Raw genomic sequence first — 25,223 nt, 5'->3', positions numbered from 1 at the left:
TTCGTGGCGCTCCGCAACGATGGCCAGGGGAGCGCCAATAATCTTGAACAGGAGATCCTCGGCGCGGTCCGCAGCCCGGTAGGGGGAGGGGCCTGATGCGAATCGGAATCCTGGTCAATCGAGACCGATTTGGCGGTCATCCGAAGGCGGCTGCCCTGCTGCACGAAGCCGTAGGGCGCCTTCAGGCAAGGGGCGTTGCCGTCCGGGTGAGCGCATCGGTCGCCTCCGGCTCCGGCTGGCCCGACCTGGCAGCAGAGGACCCTGCGCTTGTCGAGGGCAGCGACCTGCTCATCGTCCTCGGCGGGGACGGTACGATCCTCTCCTCGGCTCGCCTGGCCAGGGGGCGCGTACCTATTCTGGGAGTGAACACGGGCGGGTTCGGCTTTCTGGCAGAGCTGCCCCTGGATGAGCTGCCGGATGCCGCGGCTGAGATTGCCGCGGCCCGCTTTGCGATTGACGAGCGCACGATGCTGGAAGCCGAGATAGTGGGCGGGGAAGGCGTGCGTGAGCGCGCCCTCGCCCTGAACGACATGGTCGTCTCAAAGTCAGGTCTAACGCGGGTGGTGCGCGTCACCACATGGGTGAACGATGAGCACCTCTCGACCTATCCGGCCGACGGGGTGATCGTGGCCACGCCGACTGGCTCCACGGCCTACTCGCTATCGGCGGGCGGCCCCATCGTCCATCCCCAGGTGGACGTGATCGTAATAACGCCCATCTGCCCTCACACGTTCACCGCGCGCCCTGTGGTGGTTTCGGGCGATGCCACCATTGCCGTCGAGACCGCGGCTGCCACCGAGGACGTGCGGCTGAACGTGGACGGTCAGGAGAGCCACCCGCTGGGTCAGGGGGAGCGGGTTGTGATCCGGCGCGCGGCCCTGCGCACCCGGCTCGCACGGCTGGGTACCCGGAGCTTCTACGGCGTCCTGAGGACGAAGCTGGGGTGGGGAGAGCGCTAGTGCTGCTGGAGCTGCGGATTCAGGAGTTCGCCGTGATCGAGTCCGCGGCCATCGAGTTCGGTCCTGGCCTGAACGTGATGACCGGGGAGACGGGCGCCGGCAAGTCCATCATCGTGGACGCGCTGACCACCGTGCTGGGCGCGCGCGCCGCCGCGGACTTGATCCGGACCGGTGCCCCAGCCGCGCGGGCAGAGGCGCGATTCGTAATCGAGGCCAGAGGGCCGGTCGGGCTGTGGCTGGAGGAGCACGGTCTCGCCGGGGACAGCGGCGCCCGGGAGAGCGGGGAAGCGTACGAGCTGGTGGTCGCGCGCGAGATCACGCCGGAGGGACGCTCGCGCGCGTGGGTAAACGGCCGCCCGGCCACCGTGGGGATGCTGCGCGAGGTGGGAGATCTGCTGGTTGAGGTCGCGGGTCAGCACGAAGGCCAGCGGCTGTTGCGGCCCCAGGCCCACCTGGGGCTGCTTGATGCCTTCGGCGGCGACGCCGTCGAGGATCTGCGTGCCGTCGTGGGCGGGATGGTGCGCCGGCGGTCTGCTCTGCGCGCGGAGCAGCAGGCGTTGGTCGAGGGCGAGCGTGACCGACTCCGTCAGATCGAGACGCTCCGCTACCAGGTGGACGAGATCGAGGCGGCCCGGCCGCAGCCGGGTGAGGAGGAGGAGCTGTCCTCCCAGCGGCTCCGGTTGTCCAACGCGGAACGCCTCTCCGGTGCCGCGGCCGAGGCCTACGCCGGCCTCTACGAAGCCGAAGGGCAGGCCGCGGTGGACCGGATAGGGCAGGCACGCGGCGCGCTGCGGGAGGCCGCGGGTCTGGATCCCGCGCTGGGAGCGCTGGCCGCGCGGATCGGGGCGATCTCCGAAGAGCTTGCCGATGTTGCGCACGAGCTGGCGCGCTACTCGCAGGGCGTAGAGGCCGACCCCGAGGAGCTGGCCCGCGTCGAGGAGCGGTTGGACATGCTGCGCCGGTTGCGGCGGAAGTACGGCGAAACCGTGGAGGCGGTGCTGGCATACCGAGACGAGGCCGCATCTGCGCTGGCCCGCCTGGATGCCAGCGATGCCCGAATCGCCGAGATAGCCGCGGAGATGGAAGTGCTGGAGCAGGACCTGGTCAGGAGGTGCGAACAACTGACATGGCTCCGGCGCGAGGCCGCCTCCCGGCTGGAGGCCGGGGTGGAGCAGGCGCTGCGGTCGCTGGAGATGGCAAGCACGCGCGTGATCGTAGCGTTGGGCAGCGATCCGGACCCCGGAGGCCTGCTGCTGGGCGATCGCCGCGTCGCGGTTGGTCCGGATGGCGTGGATCGGGTGGAGTTCCTCCTGGCGGCCAACCCAGGCGAGGCACCCAGACCGCTGGCGCGCATCGCGTCGGGAGGGGAGCTGTCCCGGATCATGCTGGCGCTGCGCCACGTGCTGGCCGAGGCCGGCGCGGTGCCGGTGTTCATCTGCGACGAGGTGGATGCGGGCGTCGGCAGCAGGGCCGCAGGTTCGGTAGGCGGGCTGCTGGCCGCGGTCGGCCGCAAGCGCCAGGTCCTGTGCGTAACCCACCTGCCCCAGGTCGCCAGTCTGGCCGACCGTCATCACTGGGTGAGCAAGGAGACGAGCGGCGGGCGAACCAGGGTGCGGGTTCGTGCGCTGGGGCCGCAGGAGCGCGTGGAGGAGGTAGCCAGGATGTTGGGTGGGCGGCGGCCCACGCAGATTGCACGCGAGCACGCTCTGGAACTGCTGAGGCGGGGAGGACGGTCGTGACCAAGTACATCTTCGTTACAGGAGGCGTGGTCTCTGCGCTGGGCAAGGGGATAACCGCGGCCTCGATCGGGCGTCTGCTGAAGAGCCGCGGGATGCGGGTGACGATGCTCAAGTTCGACCCATACGTCAACGTGGATGCCGGCACCATGAACCCGCACCAGCACGGCGAGGTGTTCGTGACCGACGACGGCGCCGAAACCGACATGGACCTGGGCCACTACGAGCGCTTCATAGACGAGGACCTGGGCCGTGCCAACAACACCACGACCGGTAAGATCTACAACGCGGTCATCGCGCGCGAGCGCCGCGGAGAGTACCTGGGAGGCACGGTCCAGGTGATCCCGCACGTGACCAACGAGATAAAGGACGAGATCCGCTCGCTGACCGCTGCCACCGGGGCCGACGTTCTCATCACCGAGGTGGGCGGGACCGTAGGCGACATAGAGAGCCTGCCGTTCCTGGAAGCGATCCGTCAGTTCCGCCGCACCGCGGGCGAGCAGAACGTGATGTACATACACGTTTCGCTGGTGCCGCACCTGCGCGCCGCCGGCGAGTTGAAGACGAAGCCGACCCAGCACAGCGTGAAGGAACTGCGCAGCATCGGGATCCAGCCCGACGTGATAGTCTGCCGGACGGAGCGGCCGCTGGGCCGCGCACTGAAAGAGAAGATCGCGCTGTTCTGCGACGTCGAACCGGAGGCGGTCATCCAGGCAATTGACGCGCGCAGCATCTACGAGGTGCCGCTGATCCTGGAGGAGGAAGGGCTGGGCCGGATCATGCTGCGGCGGCTGGATCTCGACCTGCCGGAGCCCGACCTGGCAGAGTGGCGCGCGATCGTCGGCCGTGTGCTGCATCCGCAGAGCCAGGTGCGCATTGGGCTCGTGGGCAAGTACATGGGGGTCGAGGACTCGTATGTCAGCATCGTCGAGGCGCTCCGGCACGGCGGTGTGGCCAACGACTGCGGCGTGGAGATTGTGAAGCTGGACTCGGAGCAGATCGAGGGCTGGGGAGATGCCGACCTGGCCGCCCAACTCGCCCCCCTGCACGGGCTGCTGGTGTGCCCGGGATTCGGGGCAAGGGGAGTCGAGGGCAAGGTACGGGCGATCCGGTACGCGCGCGAGCAGGGGGTTCCGTTCCTGGGCATCTGTTTCGGTCTCCAGTGGGCCGTGGTCGAGTTTGCCAGGAACGTCTGCGGGCTGGAAGCAGCCAACACCACCGAGGTTGATCCGCAGACGCCGCACCCGGTCATATCCCTGCTGGCCGAGCAGCGCGGAATCGCCGAGTTGGGCGGCACGATGCGGCTGGGGCGCTATCCCTGCCGCATCACGCCCGGATCCCGCGCCTTCGAGGCATACGGCGTCTCGGATGTGGGAGAGCGTCACCGCCACAGATACGAGGTGAACAACGCCTACAGGGATATCCTGGAATCCCGGGGGATGCGGGTCACCGGCGTCTTCCCGGAACAGGATCTGGTCGAGATAGTCGAGTTGCCCGATCATCCCTGGTTCGTGGGCACGCAGTTCCACGGCGAGTACCGGTCACGGCCCAACCGCGCGCACCCGCTCTACGGCGCGTTCGTGCGGGCCGCGCTGGAACGGAGCACCGTGGCGGTATCCCTGCCTGCGCTCCGCCGGGAGGAGGCACCATGAGCGGCGCGGTCTACATAAACGGACGAATCTGCAAGAAGGAGGAGGCGACCGTCTCGGTCTTCGATCACGGGTTCCTCTACGGCGACGGCGTGTTCGAGGGAATCCGCGTGTACGACGGTCGTGTCTTCAAGCTGGAAGAGCACATCGCCCGGTTGTATGAGTCTGCCCACCACATAATGCTGGAGGTCCCATTGCCGCCCGCGGCCTTCAAGGACGCGATCATCGAGACCGTTCGGGCAAGCGGGCTGCGCGACGCCTACATACGGCCGGTGGTCAGCCGCGGCCCGGGCGACCTGGGGCTGGATCCCCGCAGGTGCCGGGCCGCGACCGTTGTCATCATCGTGGACGCCATCCGGCTCTATCCGCAGGAGGCCTACGATAGGGGCCTGCGGATGGTCACCGCCACGGTGCGCCGACCGGCTCCCGGCACGTTGAACGGCCGGATCAAGTCCCTGAACTACCTGAACAACGTCCTCGCCCGGATCGAAGCCAACCAGGCAGGCGCCGACGAGGCCCTCCTGCTGACCCAGGAGGGGTACGTGTGCGAGTGCAGCGCCGACAACGTCTTCGTTGCGGTCGGAGGCGCCCTCTGGACACCGGCCGCGCACCTGGGACTGCTCCGGGGCATCACGCGCGATGCGGTGCTCTCGCTGGCCCGCGAGCAAGGGCTGGTCGCGGAAGAACGGGTCTTCACGCTGCACGATCTGTACACCGCCAGTGAGTGTTTCCTAACGGGTACCGGCGCCGAGGTCGCGCCTGTCGTGGAGGCGGACGGCCGCCGGATTGGAGATGGACGGCCCGGGCCGATTACCCATCGCCTCAACGCCGCGTTCCGCGAGCTGGCGCGCCGTACCGGTACACCCGTGTTCACCGGGGACGTGGTGATGGATGAGCGGAGATGAACTCCTGCCCCCGGCCATGGATGCGTCCCGCGAGGCCTACCTGAACTACGCGCTGGCCGAGCGTGGTCTGGCCCGCAACACCGTCGAGGCCTACGCTCGCGACCTCTGGGATTTCATGGCCTTCGCTGCGCGGCGGGGCGTGACCGAGCCCTCGGCCGTGCGTCGCTCAGCGCTCACCCTGTACCTGCTTTCACTGCGCGGGCGGGGGCTCGCGCCGAGTACGGTGGCGAGGCGCCTGGCCGCCCTCCGCGGCTGGACCGCCTTCATGTTGAGGGAGGGGCAGATCGCGGACGACCCCGCGCACGATCTATCACCGGCAAGACGCGTGCACCGGCTGCCGTCCGTACTGACCGTGGACGAGGTTGAGAGGATACTGGGCCAGCCGCAGGGAGACGGCCCGGCCGCGCTGCGCGACCGGGCTATCCTGGAGCTTCTCTACGCGGCCGGGCTGCGGGTCAGCGAACTCGTAGCCCTGGATGCGGGGGATGTGCACCTGTCAATGGAGTACGTCCGGTGCGTGGGCAAGGGATCCAAGGAGCGCATCGTGCCCATAGGATCGCAGGCGGTCAACGCGATAAGGCGCTATCTCGCCATGGCGCGCCCGGTGCTCGCAGGGAGCCGCGCCAGGAAGGCGCTGTTCCTGAACAGGCGGGGCGGCCGGCTTTCGCGGCAGAGCGTTTGGACGGTGTTACGGGGCTGTGCCGCGCGGGCCGGAATCCGGAAGCCGTTGGGCCCGCACACCCTGCGCCACTCGTTTGCCACGCACATGCTCGACGGCGGCGCGGACCTGCGCGCGGTGCAGGAGATGCTGGGTCACGCTAGCATCGTCACGACCCAGATCTACACTCACCTGACCCGCTCGCGGCTGCGAGAAGCCTACCGCCGTGCCCATCCGCGCGACCAGATGACGATCGGGCGCACCGCGCGATGAGGGCAGTCGTCCTCGTGCTCGATGGGTGCGGGATCGGCGCCCTGCCCGACGCGGCCGACTATGGCGACGAGGGCAGCAACACCCTTGTCAACACCGCGCGCGCGGTCGGCGGATTGCGCCTGCCCGTGCTGGAGCGCCTGGGGCTGGGGGTGCTGGACGCGATCCCGGGCGTGACCCCTGTCGGTGACCACGAGGCGGCCGCGGGCGTCATGCGCGCGCGCGCCGCCGGGAAGGACTCGACCACAGGGCACTGGGAGCTGGCCGGGCTGGTGGTTCGGCGGCCCTTTCCCACCTATCCAGAGGGCTTTCCCGCAGATCTGATACGGGCATTTGAGCGGCAGATAGGTAGGGAAACGCTGGGCAACGTGGCTGCTTCGGGCACCGAGATCATCGAGACCTGGGGGCCGGCGCACCTGCGCAGCGGTGCGCCGATCGTGTACACATCGGCCGACAGCGTGTTCCAGATCGCGGCTCACGAAGCCGTGGTGCCGGTCGAGCAGCTCTACGAGTGGTGCCGGATCGCGCGCGGGCTGCTCGTGGGCGATCATGCCGTCAGCCGGGTAATCGCGCGGCCGTTTGTGGGCACTCCCGGCGCGTTCGCGCGCACCGACCGCCGCCACGACTTCTCCCTGCCGCCGGTGGGCCCGACGGTGCTCGACGCGCTTGCGGATCGGGGTATTCCGGTTGTGGGCGTTGGGAAGATCGAGGACCTCTTCGCCGGACGCGGTCTGGCACGCTCGGTGCACACGCACGACGACGCGGACGGCATCACCCAGACCGTCGCCGCGGCCAGGGGGCTTGAGCACGGGCTGGTGTTCACAAACCTGGTGGAACTGGATACCGTCTACGGCCATCGGAACAACAGCGAGGGATTCGCGCAGCACCTCCAGGAGATTGACGCGCGCCTGCCCGAGATCCTGGGGGTTTGCGCAGGGGGCGACCTGGTGGTGATCACCGCCGACCACGGGAACGACCCGACCACGCCCAGCACCGATCATTCGCGCGAACAGGTTCCGTTGCTGGCGTGGCGGCCGGGCCTGCTCCCGGGCGTCCGGCTGGGGGTGCGGGAGAGCTTCGCAGACCTGGGAGCCACCGTGGCCGAGGCCTTTGCGGTGCCATGGGGTGGGTCCGGGGAGAGTTTCTGGACGGTATTGGAGGAGGGAAGAGGATGAACTGGGCGGCTCGCGCGCGAGAAGCGGCGCAGGCGGTGGTACGCATGGGTGCAAGGACGCCGGAGGTGGCAGTCATCCTGGGATCAGGATTGGGGGCGCTGGCGGACGAGGTCTCCGCCGATGCTGTCGTGGCCTACGGCGAGATACCGCACTTCCCCCGCCCCAATGTTGAAGGGCATGCCGGCCGCCTGGTTGTGGGAACCCTGGAGGGCCGCGCGGTCGCGGTGATGCAGGGCCGGGCGCACTTCTACGAGGGCCACACGATGGCCGAGGTTGCCTTCCCGGTGCGCGTGCTGCGCGCGCTTGGAGCCCGGATCCTGGTGGTGAGCAACGCCGCCGGCGGGCTCAACCGGCAGTGGCACACCGGGGACCTGATGGTGATTTCCGATCACATCAACTTCATGGGCACCAACCCGCTGATCGGACCCAACGAGGCCGAGTTGGGTCCGCGGTTTCCCGACATGTCCGCCGCGTATGACAAGGAGCTCATCGCGGTCGCTGAGGCCGCGGCCCTCGATCTTGGGATACCGCTGCGCAAGGGCATCTATGTCGGCGTCTCCGGACCGTCCTATGAGACCCCGGCGGAGTTGCGCATGCTGGCCCGCTGGGGGGCGGATGCCGTGGGGATGTCCACCGTGCACGAGGTAATCGTGGCGCGGCATGCCGGGATGCGCGTGCTGGGGCTGACCGCGATCACAGACATGGCCACAGGCGAGGTCGTTGACCAGGTCTCGCACGAGGAGGTGCTCAACGTGGCGCGTGATCTCGAGCCCAGGTTCGTTCGGCTGACCAGGCGCATCATCGCGACCCTGCGCGCGTAGGGAAAGGCGCCGGATCCCGTGCGTGCCTACGATCTGATCCAGAAGAAGCGCGATGGCGCGGCCCTCTCCGCGGGAGAGATCGCATGGCTCGTGGGCGGCTTCGTTGCGGGGTCGGTTCCCGACTACCAGATGGCCGCGTTCCTGATGGCGGTCTACTTCCGTGGTATGTCGGCCGCTGAGACGGCCGCGCTCACTTGGGCGATGGTGCGGTCGGGTGAGACGCTCGACTTGGGATCCCTCGCGGGCCGCGCCGTGGACAAGCACAGCAGCGGCGGCGTGGGCGACAAGACCTCGCTTGTGCTGGTTCCCCTAGTGGCATCGGCAGGGGTGCCGGTTCCGAAGCTGTCAGGGCGCGGCCTGGGCCACACCGGCGGGACGCTGGACAAGCTGGAGGCGATCCCCGGGTTCAGCACTACGCTCTCCGAGGCGGCGTTAGTGGAGCAGGTGGAGCGCATAGGGTGCGCCATAGCCGGGCAGAGCACCGCGCTGGTACCGGCGGACGCCCGGCTCTACGCGCTGCGCGATGTCACCGCTACGGTTGACAGCGTGCCGCTGATCGCGTCCAGCATCATGTCCAAAAAGCTGGCCGCCGGGTCGTCCGCGATCCTGCTGGACGTGAAGTGCGGGCGAGGGGCGTTTGCGAAGACCGAGGCCGAAGCCCGGACTCTGGCCGAGGCGATGGTCGCGATCGGCCGGGCAGCAGGCCGGCGCACCGTCGCGGTGATTAGCGCGATGGACCACCCGTTGGGCCGGGCGGTCGGCAACGCGCTCGAGGTAGCCGAGGCGATCGCAACGCTCCGCGGCGAGGGCCCGGGCGACCTGGAGGCGCTCTGCCTGGCGCTGGGCGGATGGATGCTGGTGCTGGGAGGACGGGCGGCCTCGCCCGAGGAAGGCAGTGGGGAACTGCTGCGGCGCCTGCAAAGCGGCGACGCGCTGCGGAAGTTCGAGGCGCTAGTCCGCGCGCAGGGTGGCGACGTACGGGCAGTGGGGGATCCGGGACGGCTGCCTTCGGCGTCCCACCGGCTGCCGGTGCCCGCGCCTGCCTCCGGCGTTGTGGCCGGCATTGATGCCGAGGCGGTCGGGCTTGCGGCGATGCAACTGGGAGCCGGGCGAACACGCAAGGGCGAGCCAGTTGACCCGGCGGTCGGTGTGGTGATCGAGCGGCAGGTGGGCGCTGGTGTTAGGGCCGGGGAGTCGCTTGCAACGATCCATGCCAGGTCCGAGGACGCCGGACTCGCCGCCGCCCGCCAGGTGGCCGCGGCGTTCGTGATAGCAGAGAGCGCACCGGCAGAGGAGCCGGTGATCCGAGGCGTCATCAGAGGGTAGCCGCAGGTTGACGGCGGCGGCCGACGGAGGAGGAGCAGATGATACGTCGTGTGGGCGTGGTGGGGTGCGGGTTGATGGGGGTCGGCATCGTGGAGGTGGCCGCGCGTTCCGGGTACGAGGTGGTCGTGCGCGAGATCAACGACGAACTGCTGGCCAAGGGGATGGAGAGGCTGCGCGGCTCGCTGCAGCGCGCGGTCGAGCGCGGCAAGCTGGACGAGGCCGGACGCGATGCTGCTCTGAGCCGGATCCAGGGGACCACGGTCCTGGCAGATCTGGCCGGCGTAGAACTGGTGGTTGAGGCGATCCTGGAGCAGATGGACGACAAGAAGGCGCTCCTTCGCGAAATGGACCGGTTGGTGGCGCCAGGGGTCGTCCTGGCCAGCAACACCTCGTCGCTCTCGATCACCGAGATGGCCGCGGCGACCGGCCGGGCAGACCGCGTGGTTGGGCTGCACTTCTTCAACCCGGTGCCGGTGATGCCGCTCGTCGAGATAGTGAAGGGACTTCGCACCTCCGAGGAGGTAGTGCAGGAGATGCGCGGCTTCGCCCAGTCTTTGGGCAAGACCGTGGTGGTGGCCAGGGACACGCCGGGCTTCATCGTGAACCGACTGCTGATACCCTACCTGCTGGACGCGATCCGCGCACTCGAGCTGGGCGTCGCCTCGCGGGAGGACATTGACTCCGCGATCACGCTCGGGCTGGGCCATCCCATGGGACCCCTCACGCTGCTGGACTTCGTGGGCCTGGACACCACCTACTACATCGCCGAGGCGATGTTCGCGGAGTTCAAGGACACCCGCTACGCGCCCCCGCCGTTGCTGCGTCAGATGGTGCTGGCCGGATGGCTGGGACGGAAGAGCAAGCGCGGCTTCTACGAGTACCAGTAGCAGGGCAGGAAGGGGCCGGGCACCACGCAGAACAGTCCTATGGGGGATTGAGAGGGCTGGATGGCCGTCCTGCTTTCCGACGAACACCGGATGATTCAAGCGATGGTCCGGGAGTTCGCCACCCGGGAGTTGCTGCCGATAGCGGCCGACCTCGATCAGCACTCCCAGTTCCCGCGGGAGGCGGTGGAGCGGGCTGCGGATCTGGGTCTGCTGGGCATGACGGTGCCCGAGGACTACGGCGGCGCGGGCATGGACCCGCTTGCCTACGTCGTCGCCCAGGAGGAACTCGCCAGGGCGTGCGCGGGCTTCCAGACGATCGTAACCGTGAACAACTCCCTGGTGTGCGAGCCCATCCTGCGCTGGGGCAGCGAGGCGCAGAAGCAACGCTACCTACCTGACCTGGCCTCTGGGCGCCGGCTGGGCTGCTACTGCCTGACCGAACCATCCGCCGGTTCGGACGCCATGTCGCTGCGCACCACGGCGGCGCTACGCGACGGACAGTGGCGGCTATCCGGAACCAAGGTCTTTGTGACCAACGGCGCAGAGGCGGACCTCTGCCTGGTCTACGCGCGATCGGAGCCCGAAGCCGGTGCCCGCGGCCTCTCAGCTTTTCTGGTTGAGAAGTCCTTCCCGGGCCTGAGCGTGGGGAAGATCGAGAAGAAGCTGGGCATTCGGTGCTCGTCCACCACAGAGATCGTTCTCGACGACTGCCGCGTGCCGGGGGAAAACCTGCTCGGGGAGCGGGGGCAGGGTGGGCGGATTGCCCTGGCCACGCTGGACGGCGGCCGCATCGGCATCGCGGCCCAGGCGCTGGGCATAGCGCGGGCCTGCCTGGAAGAGACGGCTGCGTACGTCCAGCAGCGCCAGCAGTTCGGGAAGGCCATCGGCGAGTTCCAGGCCGTCAGGTGGGCGCTGGCCGATATGGCAACGCGGCTCGAGGCCGCGCGGTTGCTCACGTATCGCGCCGCTGCCCTGCGCGGCGGGGGGCGTCCATGTACCAGGGAGGCGGCGACGGCCAAGCTGTTCGCCTCAGAGACCGCGATGTGGGCCGCCCACAAGGCCGTCCAGCTCTTCGGTGGATACGGGTACACCCAGGACTACCCGGTCGAGCGCTACTTCCGCGACGCCAAGATCACCGAGATCTACGAGGGCACCTCCGAGATCCAGCGGCTTGTCATCTCGCGGCATCTGCTGGCCAGATCCTGAACAGGGAGGCGTGATGGACGTCGTCGTATGCTTGAAGCAGGTTGTGGACCCTGAACTGCCGGTACGGGACTTCGCCGTGGATCCGGGCACGCAGAGGCAGGTGCGCGAGGGGCGCCCGCTGGTGATCTCCACCTACGACGAGAACGCGCTGGAGGTCGCCCTCCAGCTCAAGGACGCGTCGGGAGCCAGGGTGAGGGTGCTGACGCTGGGCCCTCAGCAAGCAGTGAGCGAGGCGATACGCCTGGCGCTGGCCATGGGTGCCGATGAGGCGGTCGTCGTGGACGATCCGCGGGCTCCTGAACTCTCAGGACCGGAGAAGGCCCGGACGCTCGCCGCGGCAATCCGGCGGATTGGACCGGCCGACCTGATCCTGACCGGGTGCGAGTCCGCGGACTGGGCCGATCGCGTGGTGGCTCCGCTGCTGGCCGAGGACCTGGGCGCCGCCTGCGTGACCTTCGTGTCCCGCATCGAGAGATGGGACGGCGCGCCGGTGGTAAGGCGACTGGTCGAGGACGGGCACCATCTCGTTGAGGTGCGCCTGCCCGCCGTGCTGTCGGTTACGAGCGACGACTCCAACCGCCCGCGGCTGCCAAAGGTCAAGGACATTATGGCGGCCAAGCGTAAACCGGTTCATGCCTGGTCGCCCGCTGATCTCACCCGCTCGTCTGCCAGCGATCCCGGCGCAGGAGTCGAGGTGCGCGGGGTAGTGGTGCCCGAACGCACGTCGCGCTGCGAGTTCCTGACCGGCGAGCCGGCCGATCAGGTGGCGGCCCTGGCGCAGCGGCTGCGCGACCAGAAACTGCTGTAATCAGAGGAGCGGAGAGATGCCTGACATCCTGGTAGTTGCCACTGCGCCTGAAGGTACGCTGAGCCGGTCCAGTCTCGAACTCGTCGCCGGCGCGCACGCGATCTGTGGACCGCTCGGCCTGGGCGTGACCGCTGTGCTGCTGGGAACCGGGCCTGGGCTGGTCAATGCGCCCCAGGCACTGCACCAGCACGGCGTGGCCCGTGTGCTCCGGGTGGACCACCCGCTCCTGACCGCAGGGGAGTCAGATGCCTACCTGCGAGCAATCGAACAGGTGGCGCGGACCGAGCGCCCGGAGGTCGTGCTCATCAGCGCCGACACAATGGGCCGAGATCTCGCCGTCCGGCTCGCCTGGCGGCTAGGTGCGGCCCTTGTAACCGAGTGCTTTGAGCTCACCTCTGACAACGGCGCCGTTGTGGCGCGCCGGCAGGTCTACGGCGGGCGGGCCGTGGCCAGCATGGCCGTGACCCGCAGGCCCGCGGTGTTCTCGATGAAGCCCAGGTCGCTCGACGCTCCGGCCCCATCTCCGGTGGCGGGAACCGTGGAGGACCTGACCGTGGAGCTGGAACCCGGTGACCTGCCGACGCGCGTGCGCGAGGTACTGCGCGAGCAGTCGGACGTGGGCCTGGAGGACGCGCAGGTTGTGATCGGTGGCGGGCGCGGTATCGGAGGGCCCGAGGGCTTTGCCCAACTCGGCGAGCTGGCGTCTGCGCTGGGAGGGGCTGTGGGCGCGTCCCGCCCGCCCGCGGACTCCGGGTGGGTGCCACTGAGCTGGCAGGTGGGTCAGACCGGCAAGACCATCCGTCCGGCCCTGTACGTGGCGGTGGGTATCTCAGGGGCCACGCAGCACGTGGCCGGCGTGTCCGGTTCGCGCATGATCGTGGCGATCAACCGGGACCCGGAGGCGCCGATCTTCTCGGTTGCGCACCTCGGCATCGTCGCCGACTTCCGGGAGATTGTGCCGCCCCTGATCGCCAAGGTCAAGGAGCTCAGGGGCCTGTAGCCCGCGAGGGCTACGCCTGGGTCGGGCTGGAGCCATGGACCTGTTGGCCCCAACGCGCGAGATCTACTGGAACATCCCTCCTGTCGGCGTGATCATCATGTACCTGCTGGCCGCGGTTGCGGTGGCCGCCTTCGTCCACGGCATCTACCAGCACTTCCGCATGTGGCGGAGGGGCCAGCCGGTGGACCGTCTTACGCCCATCTGGCCGCGCCTGCGCTCGGTCCTGGTCCACGTGGCTGCCCACGGACGGCTGCTTGCCGACCGCGTTCCCGGGATCTACCACCTGGCCCTGTTCTGGGGCTTCGCGTTCCTGCTGGTCGGGACAATCGTGGTTCTGATCCAGGCAGACCTGGGGCTGAGGATCATGCGGGGTTCGTTCTACCTGTACTTCCAGTCGCTGGCCTTGGATCTGATGGGCGCGGCAGCGACCGCCGGCGTGGCCGCGGCGCTGGTGATGCGCTACGTTGTCAGGTCGCCGCGGCTGCGGCGCGGGATCCTTTCCGACGGTGTGATCCTCTGGCTCCTGGGGGCGATTCTCGTCACCGGTTTCCTGATCGAGGGACTGCGCATCGCCGGGACGGCTGATCCGTGGGGGTACTGGTCGCCGGTGGGATTCCAGATCTCGATCCTGGTCGGCGTTGCGGGGATGAGCTCATCAGCGATTCGGGGCAGCCACGCGATCCTGTGGTGGGTCCACTTCGCGCTGTCAATGGTCTTCATCGCCTATATCCCGCGCTCCAAGCTCTTTCACCTGCTGCTGGCTCCGGTGAACGTCTACCTGCGCCCGTTGGCAGACGCGGGCAGCCCGCGCTTCGTGGACTTCGACAAGGTCGAGCGCTTCGGCGCGTCCACGTTTTCGGACCTAACGTGGAAGGACCTCCTCGACCTGGACGTCTGCACTGAGTGCGGCCGTTGCACGGCCGTCTGCCCTGCCAACAACACAGGCAAACTCCTGTCCCCGATGCAGGTGGTCCTGGACCTGCGCGATGAGATGGCGCGCGCCGGCGGGGCCTCGGGCCCGGTCCTGGCCGGTGGGGTCGTGCAGGCAGAGTCGTTGTGGGGATGCACCACCTGCCTGGGCTGCATGGAAGCGTGCCCTGTGTTCATCGAGCACGTGCCCAAGATAGTTGAGATGCGGCGGTACCTGGCCATGGAGGAGGCGGTCGTACCCGACCTGATGGGGGAGGCGCTGCGCAGCCTGGAAGCCAGGGGACATCCCTTCCGAGGTGCCGGAATCGCGCGCACTGCCTGGACGGCCGGCATTGACGTGAAATCGCTGCCGCGCGGGGAGTGTGCCGAGTGGCTGCTGTGGGTGGGCTGCGCCGCGGCCCTGAACGAGAGGAACCACTCGACATTGCGGGCGCTGGTGCGGGTGCTGCAAGCCGCCGGCGTGGATCTGGCCGTCCTGGGCGACGAGGAGACCTGCACAGGGGATCCGGCGCGCGCGATGGGCAACGAGTACCTATTCCAAACACTTGCACGGCAGAACATAGATACGCTGGAACGGTACGCGGTGAAGAAGATCGTCACCGTATGCCCGCACTGCTACAATACCTTCAAGCACACATACCCGCAGATGGGCGGCCGGTACGAGGTCTGGCACCACGCACAACTGCTCTCGCACCTGGTGGAGACAGGGCGCATCGCGCCCACGGCACCGATGGACTCCATGGTCACCTTCCACGATCCCTGCTATCTGGGGCGCCACAACGGCGAGTATGATGCCCCGCGCCGCGTGCTTCGCGCGATTCCCGGCGTGCGGGCCGTGGAGATGTCCCGCTGCCGCGAGAATGGATTCTGCTGCGGCGCCGGCGGAGGGCTCTACTGGTCCGAGGACCGAACCGGCCAGAGGATCAACCACGCGCGCACCGATCAGGCGGTGGCCTCGGGGGCGCAGATCGTTGCCACGGCCTGCCCGTTCTGCATGCTGATGATCGAGGACGGGGTCGCGGCGCGCGAGGCGGCCGTCCGGCCGCTGGACGTCGTGGAGCTGCTGGACCGGAGCATCGGCGGGAGCCGCTGATGGAGACCCTCTCAGGGATCCCGGTCAAGGCGGCATACACCGCGGACGATCTGGCCGGATTGCCCGAGGCGGCGAGCCCGGGCAGACCCGGTGAGTATCCCTACACCCGCGGCATTCACCCCACGATGTACCGAGGCCGGCTGTGGACGATGCGACAGTTCGCCGGGTTCGGCGCGGCAGAGGACACCAACAGGCGATTCCACTACCTCCTGGAGCACGGGCAGACCGGACTCTCGGTCGCGTTCGACATGCCGACCCTGATGGGGTATGACTCGGACCACCCCCGGGCGCTGGGCGAGGTGGGTCGCGAAGGTGTGGCCGTTGACTCGCTTGCGGACATGGAGGTGCTCTTCAAGGGCATCCCTCTGGATCGGGTGACGGCCTCGATGACGATCAATGCCCCGGCCAACGTCCTGCTGGCGATGTACGTTGCCATGGCAGACAGGCAGGGCATCCCCCGCGACAGGCTGGGCGGGACGACGCAGACCGACATGCTCAAAGAGTTCATCGCGCAGAAGGAGTGGATCATCCCCCCACGCCCGAGCCTGCGGCTGATCCAGGACATGCTCGCCTTCGGGACAAGGGAGCTGCCTCGCTGGAACGTCATCAGCATCAGCGGGTACCACATCCGAGAAGCCGGAAGCACCGCTGTGCAGGAACTGGCCTTCACCCTGGCCGACGGCATCGCCTACGTTGAGGCAGGCATGGCCGCCGGTCTCGATGTGGACGCCTTCGCGCCCCGGCTGTCGTTCTTCTTCGATGTGCACAACGACTTCTTCGAGGAGATCGCCAAGTTCCGGGCGGCACGCCGGATGTGGGCAAGGATCATGCGCGAGAGGTTCGGCTCGAAGGAACCCAGGTCGTGGTGGCTGCGCACCCACGCCCAGACCGCGGGCGTCTCCCTGACTGCCCAGCAGCCGATGAACAACATCGCCCGTGTCGCGCTCCAGGCGCTGGCCGCCGTGCTGGGCGGCACGCAGTCGCTTCACACAAACTCGATGGACGAGACCTATGCGCTGCCGACCGAGGAGGCGGTGACCGTCGCCCTGCGCACCCAGCAGATCCTGGCGCACGAGAGCGGCGTGACCGCCACGGTGGACCCGCTGGGGGGATCGTACTTCGTTGAGACGCTCACCAGCCAGGTCGAAGAGGCGGCCTGGGAGTATATTCGCAAGATTGACGATCTGGGCGGGATGGTGGCCGCGGTGGAGGCGGGGTACCCGCAACGCGAGATCGCCGAGGCCTCGTACCGGTTCCAGATGCAGGTCGAGCGCGGCGAGCGGATCATCGTGGGCGTGAATGAGTTCGCGGCCGCGCAGGAACCGGCAATCCCGATCCTGCGCATAGATCCAGAGGTGGAGCCCAGGCAGGTCTCGCGCACACGGGAGGTGCGTTCTACACGGGACGGGGCAAGGGTGGAACTCTGCCTGAGCGCGCTGCGGAGGGCCGCGGAAGGACACGATGACACGATGGAGCACGTTCTCGAGTGCGTGAAGGCCTACGCCACGCTGGGCGAGATCTGCGACGTGTTCCGGGGTGTCTACGGCGAGTACCGCGAGCCCGCGGTCGTTTGACCGGGTGCCGGCCCCGCGCTATCATCGCGTGGTGCGCCGGTAGTGGACACGGATCTCGAACAAGAGAGGAGCGCCTCGATGGCACGGGCCGCTCGCATCCTGCTGGCAAAGCCGGGACTGGACGGCCACGACCGCGGAGTCAAGGTCGTGGCACGCGCCCTGCGCGATGCCGGGTACGAGGTGATCTACACGGGACTTCACCAGACGCCCGAGATGGTCGTGGCCGCGGCGATCCAGGAGGACGTGGATGCCATAGGCCTGTCCATACTCTCCGGGGCTCACAACGTGCTCTTCCCCCGTATCACGGCCCTGCTGCGGGAGCGAGGGATCGAGGACGTCGTCGTGTTCGGTGGTGGAATCATCCCGGAGGATGACATGCCAGGGCTGGCGGCAGCGGGCATCGGCAGGATCTTCAACCCCGGCACCTCCCTGGAGGAGATCGTCCGGTGGGTAGGCGAGCACGTCCGGCCGAGGGGTGTCGCGGCGTGAAGGTCCGGCTGCACCACCCGCGCCGCGTTCTGGAGATCCCGGGCAGGCAGAGGGTTTCCAGGATCCTCGCCGATCTGGGGCTGGACCCCGAGGCGTTCCTGGTGATCCGCGGCGACGCTCTGCTGACCTCGGACTCCGAGGTGGGCGACGAGGACGAGATCGAGATCCGCCCGGTGATCTCGGGCGGGTGGGCGGACGGGGCGCCTTGCGCTGCCTGAAGTGCCGGGGAGTCGCCGCGGTTGAGGTGCGCCGCCATCGGGCCGCCTACTGCGCGCCTCACTTCCTGGAGTTCTTCGAGGCCCAGGTCCATCGTGCGCTCACCACGCAGAGGATGCTCAGGCCCGAGGAACGCATCCTCGTGGCGGTTTCCGGCGGCAAGGACAGCCTGGCGTTGTGGGAGGTCCTGCTGCGCCGGGGCGACGACACAACCGGGCTGCACATTAACCTGGGGATCGGCGACTACTCGCGGGAGTCGCGGGCAAGGACCGAGGAGTTCGCCCGGGCGCGCGGGGCGCGGCTGTTCGTGGCCGATCTGCGCGAGGAGTACGGAATGGACATCGGCACCCTGGCAGAAGCCAGCGGCCGGAGTCCCTGCTCCGCGTGCGGGCTCTCGAAGCGCTACCTCTTCAACAAGATGGCCCGCGACGGCGGCTTCACCGCTGTCGCCACCGGGCACAACCTCGACGATGAGGCCGCTGTGCTGCTGGGCAATCTCCTGCACTGGAACATGGATCAGCTCGCGCGCCAGGCGCCGGTACTGGAGCAGACGCACCCTCACTTGGTGCGCAGGGTGAAGCCGCTCTACAGGACCTCTGAGAGGGAGAGCGCGGCATACGCCATCTTGCGGGGGATTGACTACGTGATCGAGGAGTGCCCGCACAGCCGTGGGGCACGATCGCTGCTGCACAAGGGGGTACTAAACAGCCTGGAGGCCGCTTCCGCCGGCACCAAGCAGGCGTTCTACTGGGGCTTTCTTGATCGCCTGGCTCCGGTGATCCGCGCCGGCGGGCCCCCGGCGCTCCATCCCTGCCGGCAATGCGACCAGCCGACGACCGAGGAGGTCTGTGCGTTCTGTCGCATGACGGCGCGCGCAGCCGCGCGTCTCAACGCGCGAACGCCCTCCCTCCCGTGAGGACAGCCGGCGTGCTGGCAGCAGGGGATCCGGTCCTGCTCGTGGACCGCAAACGGCGCTCCTACTTGATATGGCTGGCAGAGGGCGCAACCAGCGACCTCAGGGGAGGCCGGATCGTCCACGCCGACCTGATAGGCCGGCCGGATGGCGTACACGTAGAGAGTTCGCGCGGCGAGCGGCTGGTCGTGGTTCGCGCGACCCTTGCCGACTACGTCCTGCACATGCCCCGCGGAGCACAGGTGATCTACCCGAAGGATCTGGCGCTGATTCTCATGATGGCGGACATCTACCCGGGGGCCGTGGTCGCCGAGGCCGGCACGGGGTCCGGTGCGCTGACGATGGCGCTCCTGCGGGCCGTCGGGCCTGGTGGCCGCGTGTACTCGTACGAGGTGCGTGAGGAGTTCCAGCGGACCGCTGCGAGAAACATCGCACGGTACATGGGCGAGACGCCCACGCTGGTGATGCGGCTGCACGACGTAACCACCGGAATCCCGGACGCGCCCGTGGATCGCCTGGTGCTGGACCTGCCCGAGCCATGGCGGGTAGTGGGGCCGGCCACGTCCGGGCTGCGCCCCGGCGGGATCCTCCTGGCTTATCTCCCCACGACCGTGCAGGTACAGCGGACCGTGGAGGCGCTGGGCGCAAGCCGGGCCTTCGCGTTGATCGAGACCGTGGAGTCACTGCTCCGGCCCTGGAACGTGGAGGCGCTGAGCGTGCGCCCGGCCCACCGTATGGTCGCCCACACCGGATTCCTGGTGCTCGCCAGGCGAGTCGAGTCAGGCTGTTCCGCACCACAACCAAGCAGGGAGGCGCGTACATGACCTATACCATCGCTGAGCCGTGCATCACCGTCATGGACAGGGCGTGCGTCGAGGTCTGCCCGGTGGATTGCATCCACGAGGGCACCGACATGCTCTACATCCATCCGGACGAGTGCATTGACTGCGGGGCCTGCGTTTCTGCTTGCCCCGTGGCCGCGATCTTCGCCGAGGCGGACGTGCCGGAGCAGTGGAAGCAGTTCGTTGACATGAACAAGGACTTCTTCTCCATGTCGGACGAGGAGTTCGCGGCCAAGTACGGAAAGCCTAAGTAGAACGAGCGGCGCCGTTCTGGCGCACTGGGGGGATTGGACCGTGGCCAGCGTCGAGGCGTCTACCGTAATAGGAGCATCCATAGAGAAGGTCTACGCGCTCGCCAAGGACGTCGAGCGCTTTCCGCAGTTCATGCCGGATCTGGAGAGCGTCGCGGTGCTTGAGCGTCTGCCGACCGGTACCGTGACCGAATGGGTGGCCCGCGTCCAGGGCCGCCGGATCCGGTGGGTCGAAGAGGACGAGTGGGATGACGGCAAGCGCGTCTGCACCTTCAGGCAGCGGTCCGGGGACTTCAACAAGTACGAGGGGGCGTGGCGCTTTGAGGCGACGCCGGAGGGGACCCGAACGAGCCTGGAGGTCGAGTTCGAGCTGGACATCCCGCTGGCGGGCGCGCTGCTCAGTTCGCTCGTGAAGGTGCTGATGCGCAAGAACTGCGAGAGCATGCTGGCCGCGCTCAAGGGCCAGCTGGAAGCGGCGGCCTCCTGAGGCCATCGTCCCGCGGCCCGTGTGCGAGAAGATTGCGCCTGCCCACCGGACACTATAAAATGGGGCGTGGCCCACAGGAATCGATCGGGAGTGATGCATGACCCCACGCACCGCGGCGGCGATCTCGATCGCCCGACCGATTATCGGCGAGGAAGAGAAACGGCAGGTCCTTGAGGTTCTCGATTCCGGCGCTCTGATTGCCGGCCGCCGGGTCGCGGAGTTCGAGGCGGCCTTCGCCGCCTACATCGGCGTCCCCCACGCCGTGGCCACGTCGTCGGGCAGTGCCGCGCTGCACGTCGCGATGCTCGCTCTGGGAATCGGTCCCGGCGATCGCGTCGTAACGACCCCGTTTACGTTCGCGGCCAGCAGCAACGCCGTCATCCACGCGGGCGCACATCCGGTCTTCGTGGACGTGAATCCGGAGACGTGCAACCTTGATCCTGGCGCCGTTGAGGATCAACTTCGCCGGGGTGGGGTTCGTGCCATCCTCGTGGTGCACCTCTACGGACTTCCCGCGGACATCGTAACCCTGCGCGCGCTCGCCGATCGCTACGGTGTCCTGCTGATCGAGGACTGTGCGCAGGCGCACGGTGCCGCAGCCGGCGGCCGGCGAGTGGGGTCGTTTGGGGACGCTGCGATCTTCAGCTTCTACCCGACGAAGAACATGACCACCGGTGAGGGCGGGATGCTGACTGCCTCCGACCCTGCCGTGGCCCGGAGGGCCCGGCTGCTGGTGGATCCGCGGGGCGAGGCGGAGTACGCCTACGAGGTCGTTGGGTTCAACTTCCGCATGACCGAGATGGCAGGGGCGATGGGCGTTGTGCAGCTCTCGGCCCTGGAGGGGCGCAACCAGCACAGGCGGGAGAACGCGCAGCGGCTCACGGATGGCCTGCGTGGTCTTTCGTGGTTGAGCCTGCCGGTGGAGCCAGCAGGCCTGCGCCACGTGTACCATCAGTACACCGTGCGCGTCCGGCAGGGTCGTGACGCCCTGATTACCCACCTGGCCGGCGCCGGGATCGGTGCCAGGGTGTACTATCCGTCGCTGGTAACGCAGACCCCGGCATATCGCCGGTTGAAACTGGACGGCACGTACCCGAACGCCTTGCGTCTCACCGGCGAGGTGCTCTCGCTTCCGGTCCATCCGTCCCTGGTGGACGACGACCTGACCAGGGTGGTGTCCACGGTGCGCGCGTTTCCCGGGGAAGACCGGTGAGCGCCCTTCCGATCCGTGTCGGCGTGGTCGGCCTGGGGCAGTGGGGGCGGCACCACGCACGCATTCTGGCGTCGCTTCCAGGTGTAGCGCTTGCCGGGGTTGCCGACCTCGACCCCAGGGAAGTGCGCTCGGCGGTGGACCGCTTCGAGGTCAGAGGGTACGCGGACTACCGGGAGATGATCGGGCGGGTGGACGCCGTCAGCGTCGTCGTCCCGACGATACGCCACTACAGTGTGGCCCGTGACTTCCTCGATGCCGGCGTGCACGTGCTGCTGGAGAAGCCGATGGCCGCGACAGTCGAGGAAGCGGAGCGGCTGGTTGCCCTCAACGAGCGCCGCGGCACGGTGATGCTCGTGGGGCACGTCGAGCGGTTCAAGCCGGTGGTCCATCGGATGCACGAGATGGTCTCTGATCCGCTCTTCATTCAGGCGCGTCGCGTTCGGCCCTACGATCCGCACCGGGTAATGGACGTAGGCGTCGTGCTCGACCTTATGATTCATGACATTGACATCGTGCTCTCGCTCGCGCCCGGACGCGTCGCCGAGGTGGGCGGCGTCGGTGTGTGCGTGCACAACAGCCACGAGGACCTGGCGGTGGGCCATCTGACGATGGAGAGCGGCTGCCGGATCACGCTGACCGCCAGCCGCGTGGCCGCGGTCAAGGCCGTGGATACCGAGGTCACGATGTCCGATCGTACGGTCCACCTCGACTACCTGCGTGAGGCGATCAGCGTCCGGCGCTTCAACGGCGAACACCAGCGCATCTCGCTGGACGGCGAGGAACCCCTGCGGACCGAGATCGCGCACTTCGTAGCGTGCATACGCGGGGAAGACCGCCCGCGGGTGAGCGCAGAGGACGGCTACCACGCGCTCGAGATCAGTCACCGGCTGCTCAACAGTCTGGTCAGCATCGTCCCCAGGGTCCACGCATAGTCCGCAAGGGAGCACGGCCGTGAGGACACGGGAGCTCGCCCTATCAGGCGTCATGACGGCGCTCGTGTTCGTTGTCACGAGGGCCTTCGTCCTTCCCATTCCTCAGACGAAGGGGTTCTTCAATCTGGGCGAGGCCGGCGTCTATGCGTCGGCGCTGTTGTTCGGTCCGCTGGTGGGCGCCCTGGCAGGCGGGGTCGGCTCGGCGCTGGCCGATCTCTCGTTGGGCTACGCTCAATACGCGCCGTTCACGCTCGTCATCAAGGGCCTGGAAGGCGCGGTCGTGGGCTTGGTAGCGCGGACGGTCAGCCCAGGGGTCTGGCGGTTCGGCCTGGGTGCCGGCGCGATCGCCGCTGCGGTCCTGCTGGCATCTGAAGCCCTTGCCGTGCGCGTGGCAGCGGCGGTGCTGCTGGGGGTTGCGGCCGGAGGGCTGCTGCTTCTCCGATCCGAGGGCGGGAGCCGGGTCGCGGCAAAGGTGTTCGGCATGATGGCCGGCGGGCTGATCATGGTCGCGGGCTACTTCGTGACGCAGGCCTACCTGCTTGGCCTGGGGGCACTGCCCGCACTTGCCGAGGTGCCCTACAACCTCGTCCAGGTCTCGGTCGGAACCGTCGCGGGTCTGGCGGCCTCCGTGGCCTTCGACCGCGCCCTGCCGTCTCGATCTCGATGAGGGTTGGCAAGCTCTCTCCGGCCGAGTTGCGGGCCCGGGTCTTTCCGTTTCTGGGGCATCGGCGCGACATCCTTGAGCACGCCGGGATCGGGCGCGACTGCGCGGTCATTGACTTCGGTGCCGAGGTCTGCGTTGCCACCAGCGATCCCATCACAGGCGCCGGTGAGCACATCGGGCGACTCGCGGTGCACGTCGCGTGCAATGACCTGGCCGCAGCAGGCGCTGAGCCTGTGGGCCTGCTGCTGACGCTGTTGCTGGCCGCCTCCAGCGCGGAGCAGGATCTTGACAGGATCATGCGCGAAGCGGGTGCCGCGGCCCGGACCGTTGGGGTCGAGATCATAGGTGGGCACACAGAGGTGACGCCTGGATTGACCAGGCCGCTGGTCGTGAGCGCTGCCATCGGGCGGGCACCGTCCGGCGGATTCGTGACCGCAGGCGGCGGCCGCCCCGGCGACGCCCTGGTCCTGACCAAGGCGGCGGGCATCGAGGGCACGGCGATCTTGGCCGCCGACCTGGCCGACCGCCTAAGGCCGCTGGTGGGAGAGACCGTGCTTGATCGCGCTCAGGGGTTTCTCGACCTGATAAGCGTCGTGCCCGAGGGGCGCATGGGTGCCAGGTGCGGGGCGACGGCGATGCACGATGTGACCGAGGGCGGGGTGCTGACCGGGGTCTGGGAGCTGGCCGAGGCGTCCGAATGCGGCGTCCGGCTGGAGGCCGATGCGGTCCCGGTGCTCCCCGAAACCCGCCAGATCTGCGAGATCCTCGGCGCGGACCCGTTGGGCCTGATCGGAAGCGGCGCCATGCTGATCGCCGTCGCCGACCCGGGCCGGCTCCTGTCGGAGATGGCGCAGGCGGGCATCGCCGCGGTGGTCGTCGGGCGCCTGGAGCAGAGCGATCGCACGATTATCCGCTGGGGCCGGCGTCTGACGCTGGAGCCCCTCGACCGCGACGAACTCTGGCGCATCCTCGAGGCGCCGTGACCGCGTGACGGACGCACTGCTGCGTGCCATCGCCGCAGAGGGCTCGATCCTCGCCTGCGCCGTGATCGCGACCGGGGCCGCGGAGGAGGCGCGACGGAGGCACGGGACGCTTCCCACCGCCACGGCCGCGCTAGGAAGGGCGCTGGCCGCGGTTGCCATGCTGGGTTCCGGGTTGAAACCGGGCCAGAGCGTGACGCTCCGCATCCTGGGCGACGGACCTCTTGGGCCCGTGGTTGCCGACTGCACCGCGGAAGGCGCCGTGCGGGGCTATGTCGCCAATCCCATCGTGCACTTCCCGCCCACGGCCCTCAACAAGCTTGACGTGGGAGCCGCAGTGGGGAGATCAGGCACAGTCCACGTGACGCGGGACCTGGGGCTGCGCGACACGTATCAGGGCAGCGTGCCGCTGGTCTCGGGCGAGGTGGGGGAGGACCTGGCGGCCTATCTGGTCGCCAGCGAGCAGGTTCCCTCGGCAGTCGCGGTGGGGGTCCTGGTAGCACCGGGCGGTGAGGTCCTGGCGGCAGGGGGATGGATGCTCCAGGTGCTGCCCGGAGCTCCCGCGGCGATTCCCGCCTTCCTGGAGGAACGCGTGCGCGCGCTGCAGCCGGTCACGCAGATGATCAGCGCGGGCGCGACGCCCGACGAGATGCTGCACCTCGCCCTGGGCGACCTGCCGATGTCGGTCCTGGAAAGGAGGCCGGTCCGGTTCTCCTGCCGTTGCAGCCAGGAGAAGGTGGCGCGGGTCCTGATTGCGCTCGGCCGTCCCGAGAGCGACCGGCTGCTGCGCGAGCAGGGGATGGTGGAGGTGCGCTGTCGGTTCTGCGAGGAGCGCTACGAACTTGGAGCGGATCAGATCGCGGAGGTATTTGCCCTGTCCGCGCAGCCCGCGGGCGAGGACGGTGTGGTTATCTCACACGGCTAGCGCGTCGCGACCTGAGGCAGGCCGTGCACACCTGAGCCCGTCTTTCGGCACCTTCAACCTTGATCCGCACCTTCTGGAGATTCGGTAGGAACCGGCGCCGCGTGCGCACGTGAGAATGGCTGAAGCTGCCTCCGGCCACGGGCCCCTTTCCACAGACTGCGCAACGTCGTGCCATCATGCACCTCTCGTATTCGCGTGCCGAGTTTCTGCGTCTGGATGACGGCCGGATTCTAGCACAGGCACACTGGGTCCGCAACCGCGCAAGGAGAGCCATGCATGGCGACGAACAAGAAGCCAGACCCGCGGCTGTGCCC

Annotated in this window: 26 protein-coding genes; 25 read left to right on the top strand and 1 reads right to left on the bottom strand. The window is 68.3% G+C overall.

Annotation, left to right across the window (positions count from 1 at the left end; genetic code table 11):
- Positions 1 to 95 precede the first annotated feature (95 nt).
- The 25 genes from FJX73_08075 to FJX73_07955 all read left to right on the top strand — a co-directional run bounded on the left by FJX73_08075 (position 96) and on the right by FJX73_07955 (position 24,909).
- Positions 96 to 959 (top strand): NAD(+)/NADH kinase, encoded by an 864-nt coding sequence (locus FJX73_08075; GenBank protein MBM3470730.1) that lies wholly within the window; start codon positions 96 to 98, stop codon positions 957 to 959.
- Positions 944 to 2,698 (top strand): DNA repair protein RecN, encoded by a 1,755-nt coding sequence (gene recN / locus FJX73_08070; protein ID MBM3470729.1) that lies wholly within the window; start codon positions 944 to 946, stop codon positions 2,696 to 2,698. Before FJX73_08075 ends, recN begins: the two co-directional genes overlap by 16 nt.
- On the top strand, positions 2,695 to 4,347 hold the full coding sequence (locus FJX73_08065; GenBank protein ID MBM3470728.1) for a CTP synthase: 1,653 nt from the start codon (positions 2,695 to 2,697) through the stop codon (positions 4,345 to 4,347). The genes recN and FJX73_08065 overlap by 4 nt, the downstream gene beginning before the upstream one ends.
- The gene (ilvE, locus tag FJX73_08060) at positions 4,344 to 5,249 is read left to right on the top strand and encodes a branched-chain-amino-acid transaminase (protein ID MBM3470727.1); all 906 of its coding nucleotides are present in this window, start codon (positions 4,344 to 4,346) and stop codon (positions 5,247 to 5,249) included. Before FJX73_08065 ends, ilvE begins: the two co-directional genes overlap by 4 nt.
- Before the next feature lie 16 nt (positions 5,250 to 5,265).
- A complete protein-coding gene (gene xerD, locus FJX73_08055; protein MBM3470726.1) occupies positions 5,266 to 6,180 on the top strand; it encodes a site-specific tyrosine recombinase XerD in 915 nt (304 codons plus the stop codon).
- Positions 6,177 to 7,352 (top strand): phosphopentomutase, encoded by a 1,176-nt coding sequence (locus tag FJX73_08050; protein ID MBM3470725.1) that lies wholly within the window; start codon positions 6,177 to 6,179, stop codon positions 7,350 to 7,352. The genes xerD and FJX73_08050 overlap by 4 nt, the downstream gene beginning before the upstream one ends.
- Positions 7,349 to 8,173, top strand: a complete 825-nt coding sequence (locus FJX73_08045) for a purine-nucleoside phosphorylase (protein MBM3470724.1) — start codon at positions 7,349 to 7,351, stop codon at positions 8,171 to 8,173. The genes FJX73_08050 and FJX73_08045 overlap by 4 nt, the downstream gene beginning before the upstream one ends.
- A gap of 18 nt (positions 8,174 to 8,191) precedes the next feature.
- On the top strand, positions 8,192 to 9,499 hold the full coding sequence (locus tag FJX73_08040; GenBank protein MBM3470723.1) for a thymidine phosphorylase: 1,308 nt from the start codon (positions 8,192 to 8,194) through the stop codon (positions 9,497 to 9,499).
- Between the two features lie 38 nt (positions 9,500 to 9,537).
- Positions 9,538 to 10,386 carry a 3-hydroxybutyryl-CoA dehydrogenase gene (locus FJX73_08035; protein MBM3470722.1) on the top strand — a complete coding sequence of 283 codons (849 nt, stop codon included), beginning with the start codon at positions 9,538 to 9,540 and terminating at the stop codon, positions 10,384 to 10,386.
- A gap of 60 nt (positions 10,387 to 10,446) precedes the next feature.
- On the top strand, positions 10,447 to 11,592 hold the full coding sequence (locus tag FJX73_08030) for an acyl-CoA dehydrogenase (GenBank protein ID MBM3470721.1): 1,146 nt from the start codon (positions 10,447 to 10,449) through the stop codon (positions 11,590 to 11,592).
- 13 nt (positions 11,593 to 11,605) lie between these two features.
- On the top strand, positions 11,606 to 12,400 hold the full coding sequence (locus tag FJX73_08025) for an electron transfer flavoprotein subunit beta/FixA family protein (GenBank protein MBM3470720.1): 795 nt from the start codon (positions 11,606 to 11,608) through the stop codon (positions 12,398 to 12,400).
- Positions 12,401 to 12,416: 16 nt separating this feature from the next.
- Positions 12,417 to 13,400, top strand: coding sequence for an electron transfer flavoprotein subunit alpha/FixB family protein (locus tag FJX73_08020; GenBank protein MBM3470719.1), 984 nt, complete (start codon positions 12,417 to 12,419; stop codon positions 13,398 to 13,400).
- A gap of 34 nt (positions 13,401 to 13,434) precedes the next feature.
- Positions 13,435 to 15,423: a (Fe-S)-binding protein gene (locus FJX73_08015; protein ID MBM3470718.1), complete on the top strand. Its 1,989-nt coding sequence runs from the start codon at positions 13,435 to 13,437 to the stop codon at positions 15,421 to 15,423.
- Positions 15,423 to 16,997: a methylmalonyl-CoA mutase gene (locus FJX73_08010; GenBank protein MBM3470717.1), complete on the top strand. Its 1,575-nt coding sequence runs from the start codon at positions 15,423 to 15,425 to the stop codon at positions 16,995 to 16,997. The genes FJX73_08015 and FJX73_08010 overlap by 1 nt, the downstream gene beginning before the upstream one ends.
- A 78-nt stretch (positions 16,998 to 17,075) precedes the next feature.
- Positions 17,076 to 17,486, top strand: a complete 411-nt coding sequence (locus tag FJX73_08005; GenBank protein ID MBM3470716.1) for a cobalamin B12-binding domain-containing protein — start codon at positions 17,076 to 17,078, stop codon at positions 17,484 to 17,486.
- Positions 17,483 to 17,704 carry a MoaD/ThiS family protein gene (locus FJX73_08000; protein ID MBM3470715.1) on the top strand — a complete coding sequence of 74 codons (222 nt, stop codon included), beginning with the start codon at positions 17,483 to 17,485 and terminating at the stop codon, positions 17,702 to 17,704. The genes FJX73_08005 and FJX73_08000 overlap by 4 nt, the downstream gene beginning before the upstream one ends.
- Positions 17,692 to 18,618 carry an adenine nucleotide alpha hydrolase family protein gene (locus FJX73_07995; GenBank protein MBM3470714.1) on the top strand — a complete coding sequence of 309 codons (927 nt, stop codon included), beginning with the start codon at positions 17,692 to 17,694 and terminating at the stop codon, positions 18,616 to 18,618. The genes FJX73_08000 and FJX73_07995 overlap by 13 nt, the downstream gene beginning before the upstream one ends.
- On the top strand, positions 18,522 to 19,439 hold the full coding sequence (locus FJX73_07990; GenBank protein MBM3470713.1) for a tRNA (adenine-N1)-methyltransferase: 918 nt from the start codon (positions 18,522 to 18,524) through the stop codon (positions 19,437 to 19,439). Before FJX73_07995 ends, FJX73_07990 begins: the two co-directional genes overlap by 97 nt.
- On the top strand, positions 19,436 to 19,711 hold the full coding sequence (locus FJX73_07985) for a 4Fe-4S dicluster domain-containing protein (GenBank protein ID MBM3470712.1): 276 nt from the start codon (positions 19,436 to 19,438) through the stop codon (positions 19,709 to 19,711). Before FJX73_07990 ends, FJX73_07985 begins: the two co-directional genes overlap by 4 nt.
- Positions 19,712 to 19,727: 16 nt before the next feature.
- The gene (locus tag FJX73_07980) at positions 19,728 to 20,195 is read left to right on the top strand and encodes a DUF2505 family protein (protein ID MBM3470711.1); all 468 of its coding nucleotides are present in this window, start codon (positions 19,728 to 19,730) and stop codon (positions 20,193 to 20,195) included.
- Between the two features lie 97 nt (positions 20,196 to 20,292).
- Positions 20,293 to 21,408 (top strand): DegT/DnrJ/EryC1/StrS aminotransferase family protein, encoded by a 1,116-nt coding sequence (locus tag FJX73_07975; protein ID MBM3470710.1) that lies wholly within the window; start codon positions 20,293 to 20,295, stop codon positions 21,406 to 21,408.
- A complete protein-coding gene (locus tag FJX73_07970) occupies positions 21,405 to 22,340 on the top strand; it encodes a Gfo/Idh/MocA family oxidoreductase (protein MBM3470709.1) in 936 nt (311 codons plus the stop codon). The genes FJX73_07975 and FJX73_07970 overlap by 4 nt, the downstream gene beginning before the upstream one ends.
- 19 nt (positions 22,341 to 22,359) lie before the next feature.
- Positions 22,360 to 23,007, top strand: a complete 648-nt coding sequence (locus tag FJX73_07965; protein MBM3470708.1) for an ECF transporter S component — start codon at positions 22,360 to 22,362, stop codon at positions 23,005 to 23,007.
- Complete coding sequence (locus tag FJX73_07960) at positions 23,004 to 23,987, top strand: AIR synthase (protein MBM3470707.1); 984 nt, start codon at positions 23,004 to 23,006, stop codon at positions 23,985 to 23,987. Before FJX73_07965 ends, FJX73_07960 begins: the two co-directional genes overlap by 4 nt.
- Before the next feature lie 4 nt (positions 23,988 to 23,991).
- Positions 23,992 to 24,909 carry an Hsp33 family molecular chaperone HslO gene (locus FJX73_07955; protein MBM3470706.1) on the top strand — a complete coding sequence of 306 codons (918 nt, stop codon included), beginning with the start codon at positions 23,992 to 23,994 and terminating at the stop codon, positions 24,907 to 24,909.
- Here the strand turns inward: FJX73_07955 and rpmB are convergent.
- Positions 24,893 to 25,084: a 50S ribosomal protein L28 gene (rpmB, locus tag FJX73_07950; GenBank protein ID MBM3470705.1), complete on the bottom strand. Its 192-nt coding sequence runs from the start codon at positions 25,082 to 25,084 to the stop codon at positions 24,893 to 24,895. The genes FJX73_07955 and rpmB overlap by 17 nt on opposite strands.
- Positions 25,085 to 25,223: the final 139 nt, after the last annotated feature.

It is taken from the genome of Armatimonadota bacterium (assembly GCA_016869025.1).
Taxonomy (GTDB): domain Bacteria; phylum Sysuimicrobiota; class Sysuimicrobiia; order Sysuimicrobiales; family Humicultoraceae; genus VGFA01.
This window is presented reverse-complemented; position numbering and strand designations above follow the sequence as displayed.

What these genes read in the sequence shown, in the direction of transcription:
- FJX73_07975 (MBM3470710.1), top strand. Translation starts at nt 20,293, where the DNA reads ATGACCCCACGCACCGCGGCGGCGATCTCGATCGCCCGACCGATTATC.
- FJX73_08025 (MBM3470720.1), top strand. Translation starts at nt 11,606, where the DNA reads ATGGACGTCGTCGTATGCTTGAAGCAGGTTGTGGACCCTGAACTGCCG.
- FJX73_07990 (MBM3470713.1), top strand. Translation starts at nt 18,522, where the DNA reads ATGCGACCAGCCGACGACCGAGGAGGTCTGTGCGTTCTGTCGCATGAC.
- ilvE (MBM3470727.1), top strand. Translation starts at nt 4,344, where the DNA reads ATGAGCGGCGCGGTCTACATAAACGGACGAATCTGCAAGAAGGAGGAG.
- FJX73_08075 (MBM3470730.1), top strand. Translation starts at nt 96, where the DNA reads ATGCGAATCGGAATCCTGGTCAATCGAGACCGATTTGGCGGTCATCCG.
- FJX73_08035 (MBM3470722.1), top strand. Translation starts at nt 9,538, where the DNA reads ATGATACGTCGTGTGGGCGTGGTGGGGTGCGGGTTGATGGGGGTCGGC.
- FJX73_07960 (MBM3470707.1), top strand. Translation starts at nt 23,004, where the DNA reads ATGAGGGTTGGCAAGCTCTCTCCGGCCGAGTTGCGGGCCCGGGTCTTT.
- rpmB (MBM3470705.1), bottom strand. Translation starts at nt 25,084, where the DNA reads ATGGCACGACGTTGCGCAGTCTGTGGAAAGGGGCCCGTGGCCGGAGGC.
- FJX73_08015 (MBM3470718.1), top strand. Translation starts at nt 13,435, where the DNA reads ATGGACCTGTTGGCCCCAACGCGCGAGATCTACTGGAACATCCCTCCT.
- FJX73_08050 (MBM3470725.1), top strand. Translation starts at nt 6,177, where the DNA reads ATGAGGGCAGTCGTCCTCGTGCTCGATGGGTGCGGGATCGGCGCCCTG.
- FJX73_07985 (MBM3470712.1), top strand. Translation starts at nt 19,436, where the DNA reads ATGACCTATACCATCGCTGAGCCGTGCATCACCGTCATGGACAGGGCG.
- FJX73_08010 (MBM3470717.1), top strand. Translation starts at nt 15,423, where the DNA reads ATGGAGACCCTCTCAGGGATCCCGGTCAAGGCGGCATACACCGCGGAC.
- FJX73_08020 (MBM3470719.1), top strand. Translation starts at nt 12,417, where the DNA reads ATGCCTGACATCCTGGTAGTTGCCACTGCGCCTGAAGGTACGCTGAGC.
- FJX73_08030 (MBM3470721.1), top strand. Translation starts at nt 10,447, where the DNA reads ATGGCCGTCCTGCTTTCCGACGAACACCGGATGATTCAAGCGATGGTC.
- xerD (MBM3470726.1), top strand. Translation starts at nt 5,266, where the DNA reads ATGGATGCGTCCCGCGAGGCCTACCTGAACTACGCGCTGGCCGAGCGT.
- FJX73_08005 (MBM3470716.1), top strand. Translation starts at nt 17,076, where the DNA reads ATGGCACGGGCCGCTCGCATCCTGCTGGCAAAGCCGGGACTGGACGGC.
- FJX73_08045 (MBM3470724.1), top strand. Translation starts at nt 7,349, where the DNA reads ATGAACTGGGCGGCTCGCGCGCGAGAAGCGGCGCAGGCGGTGGTACGC.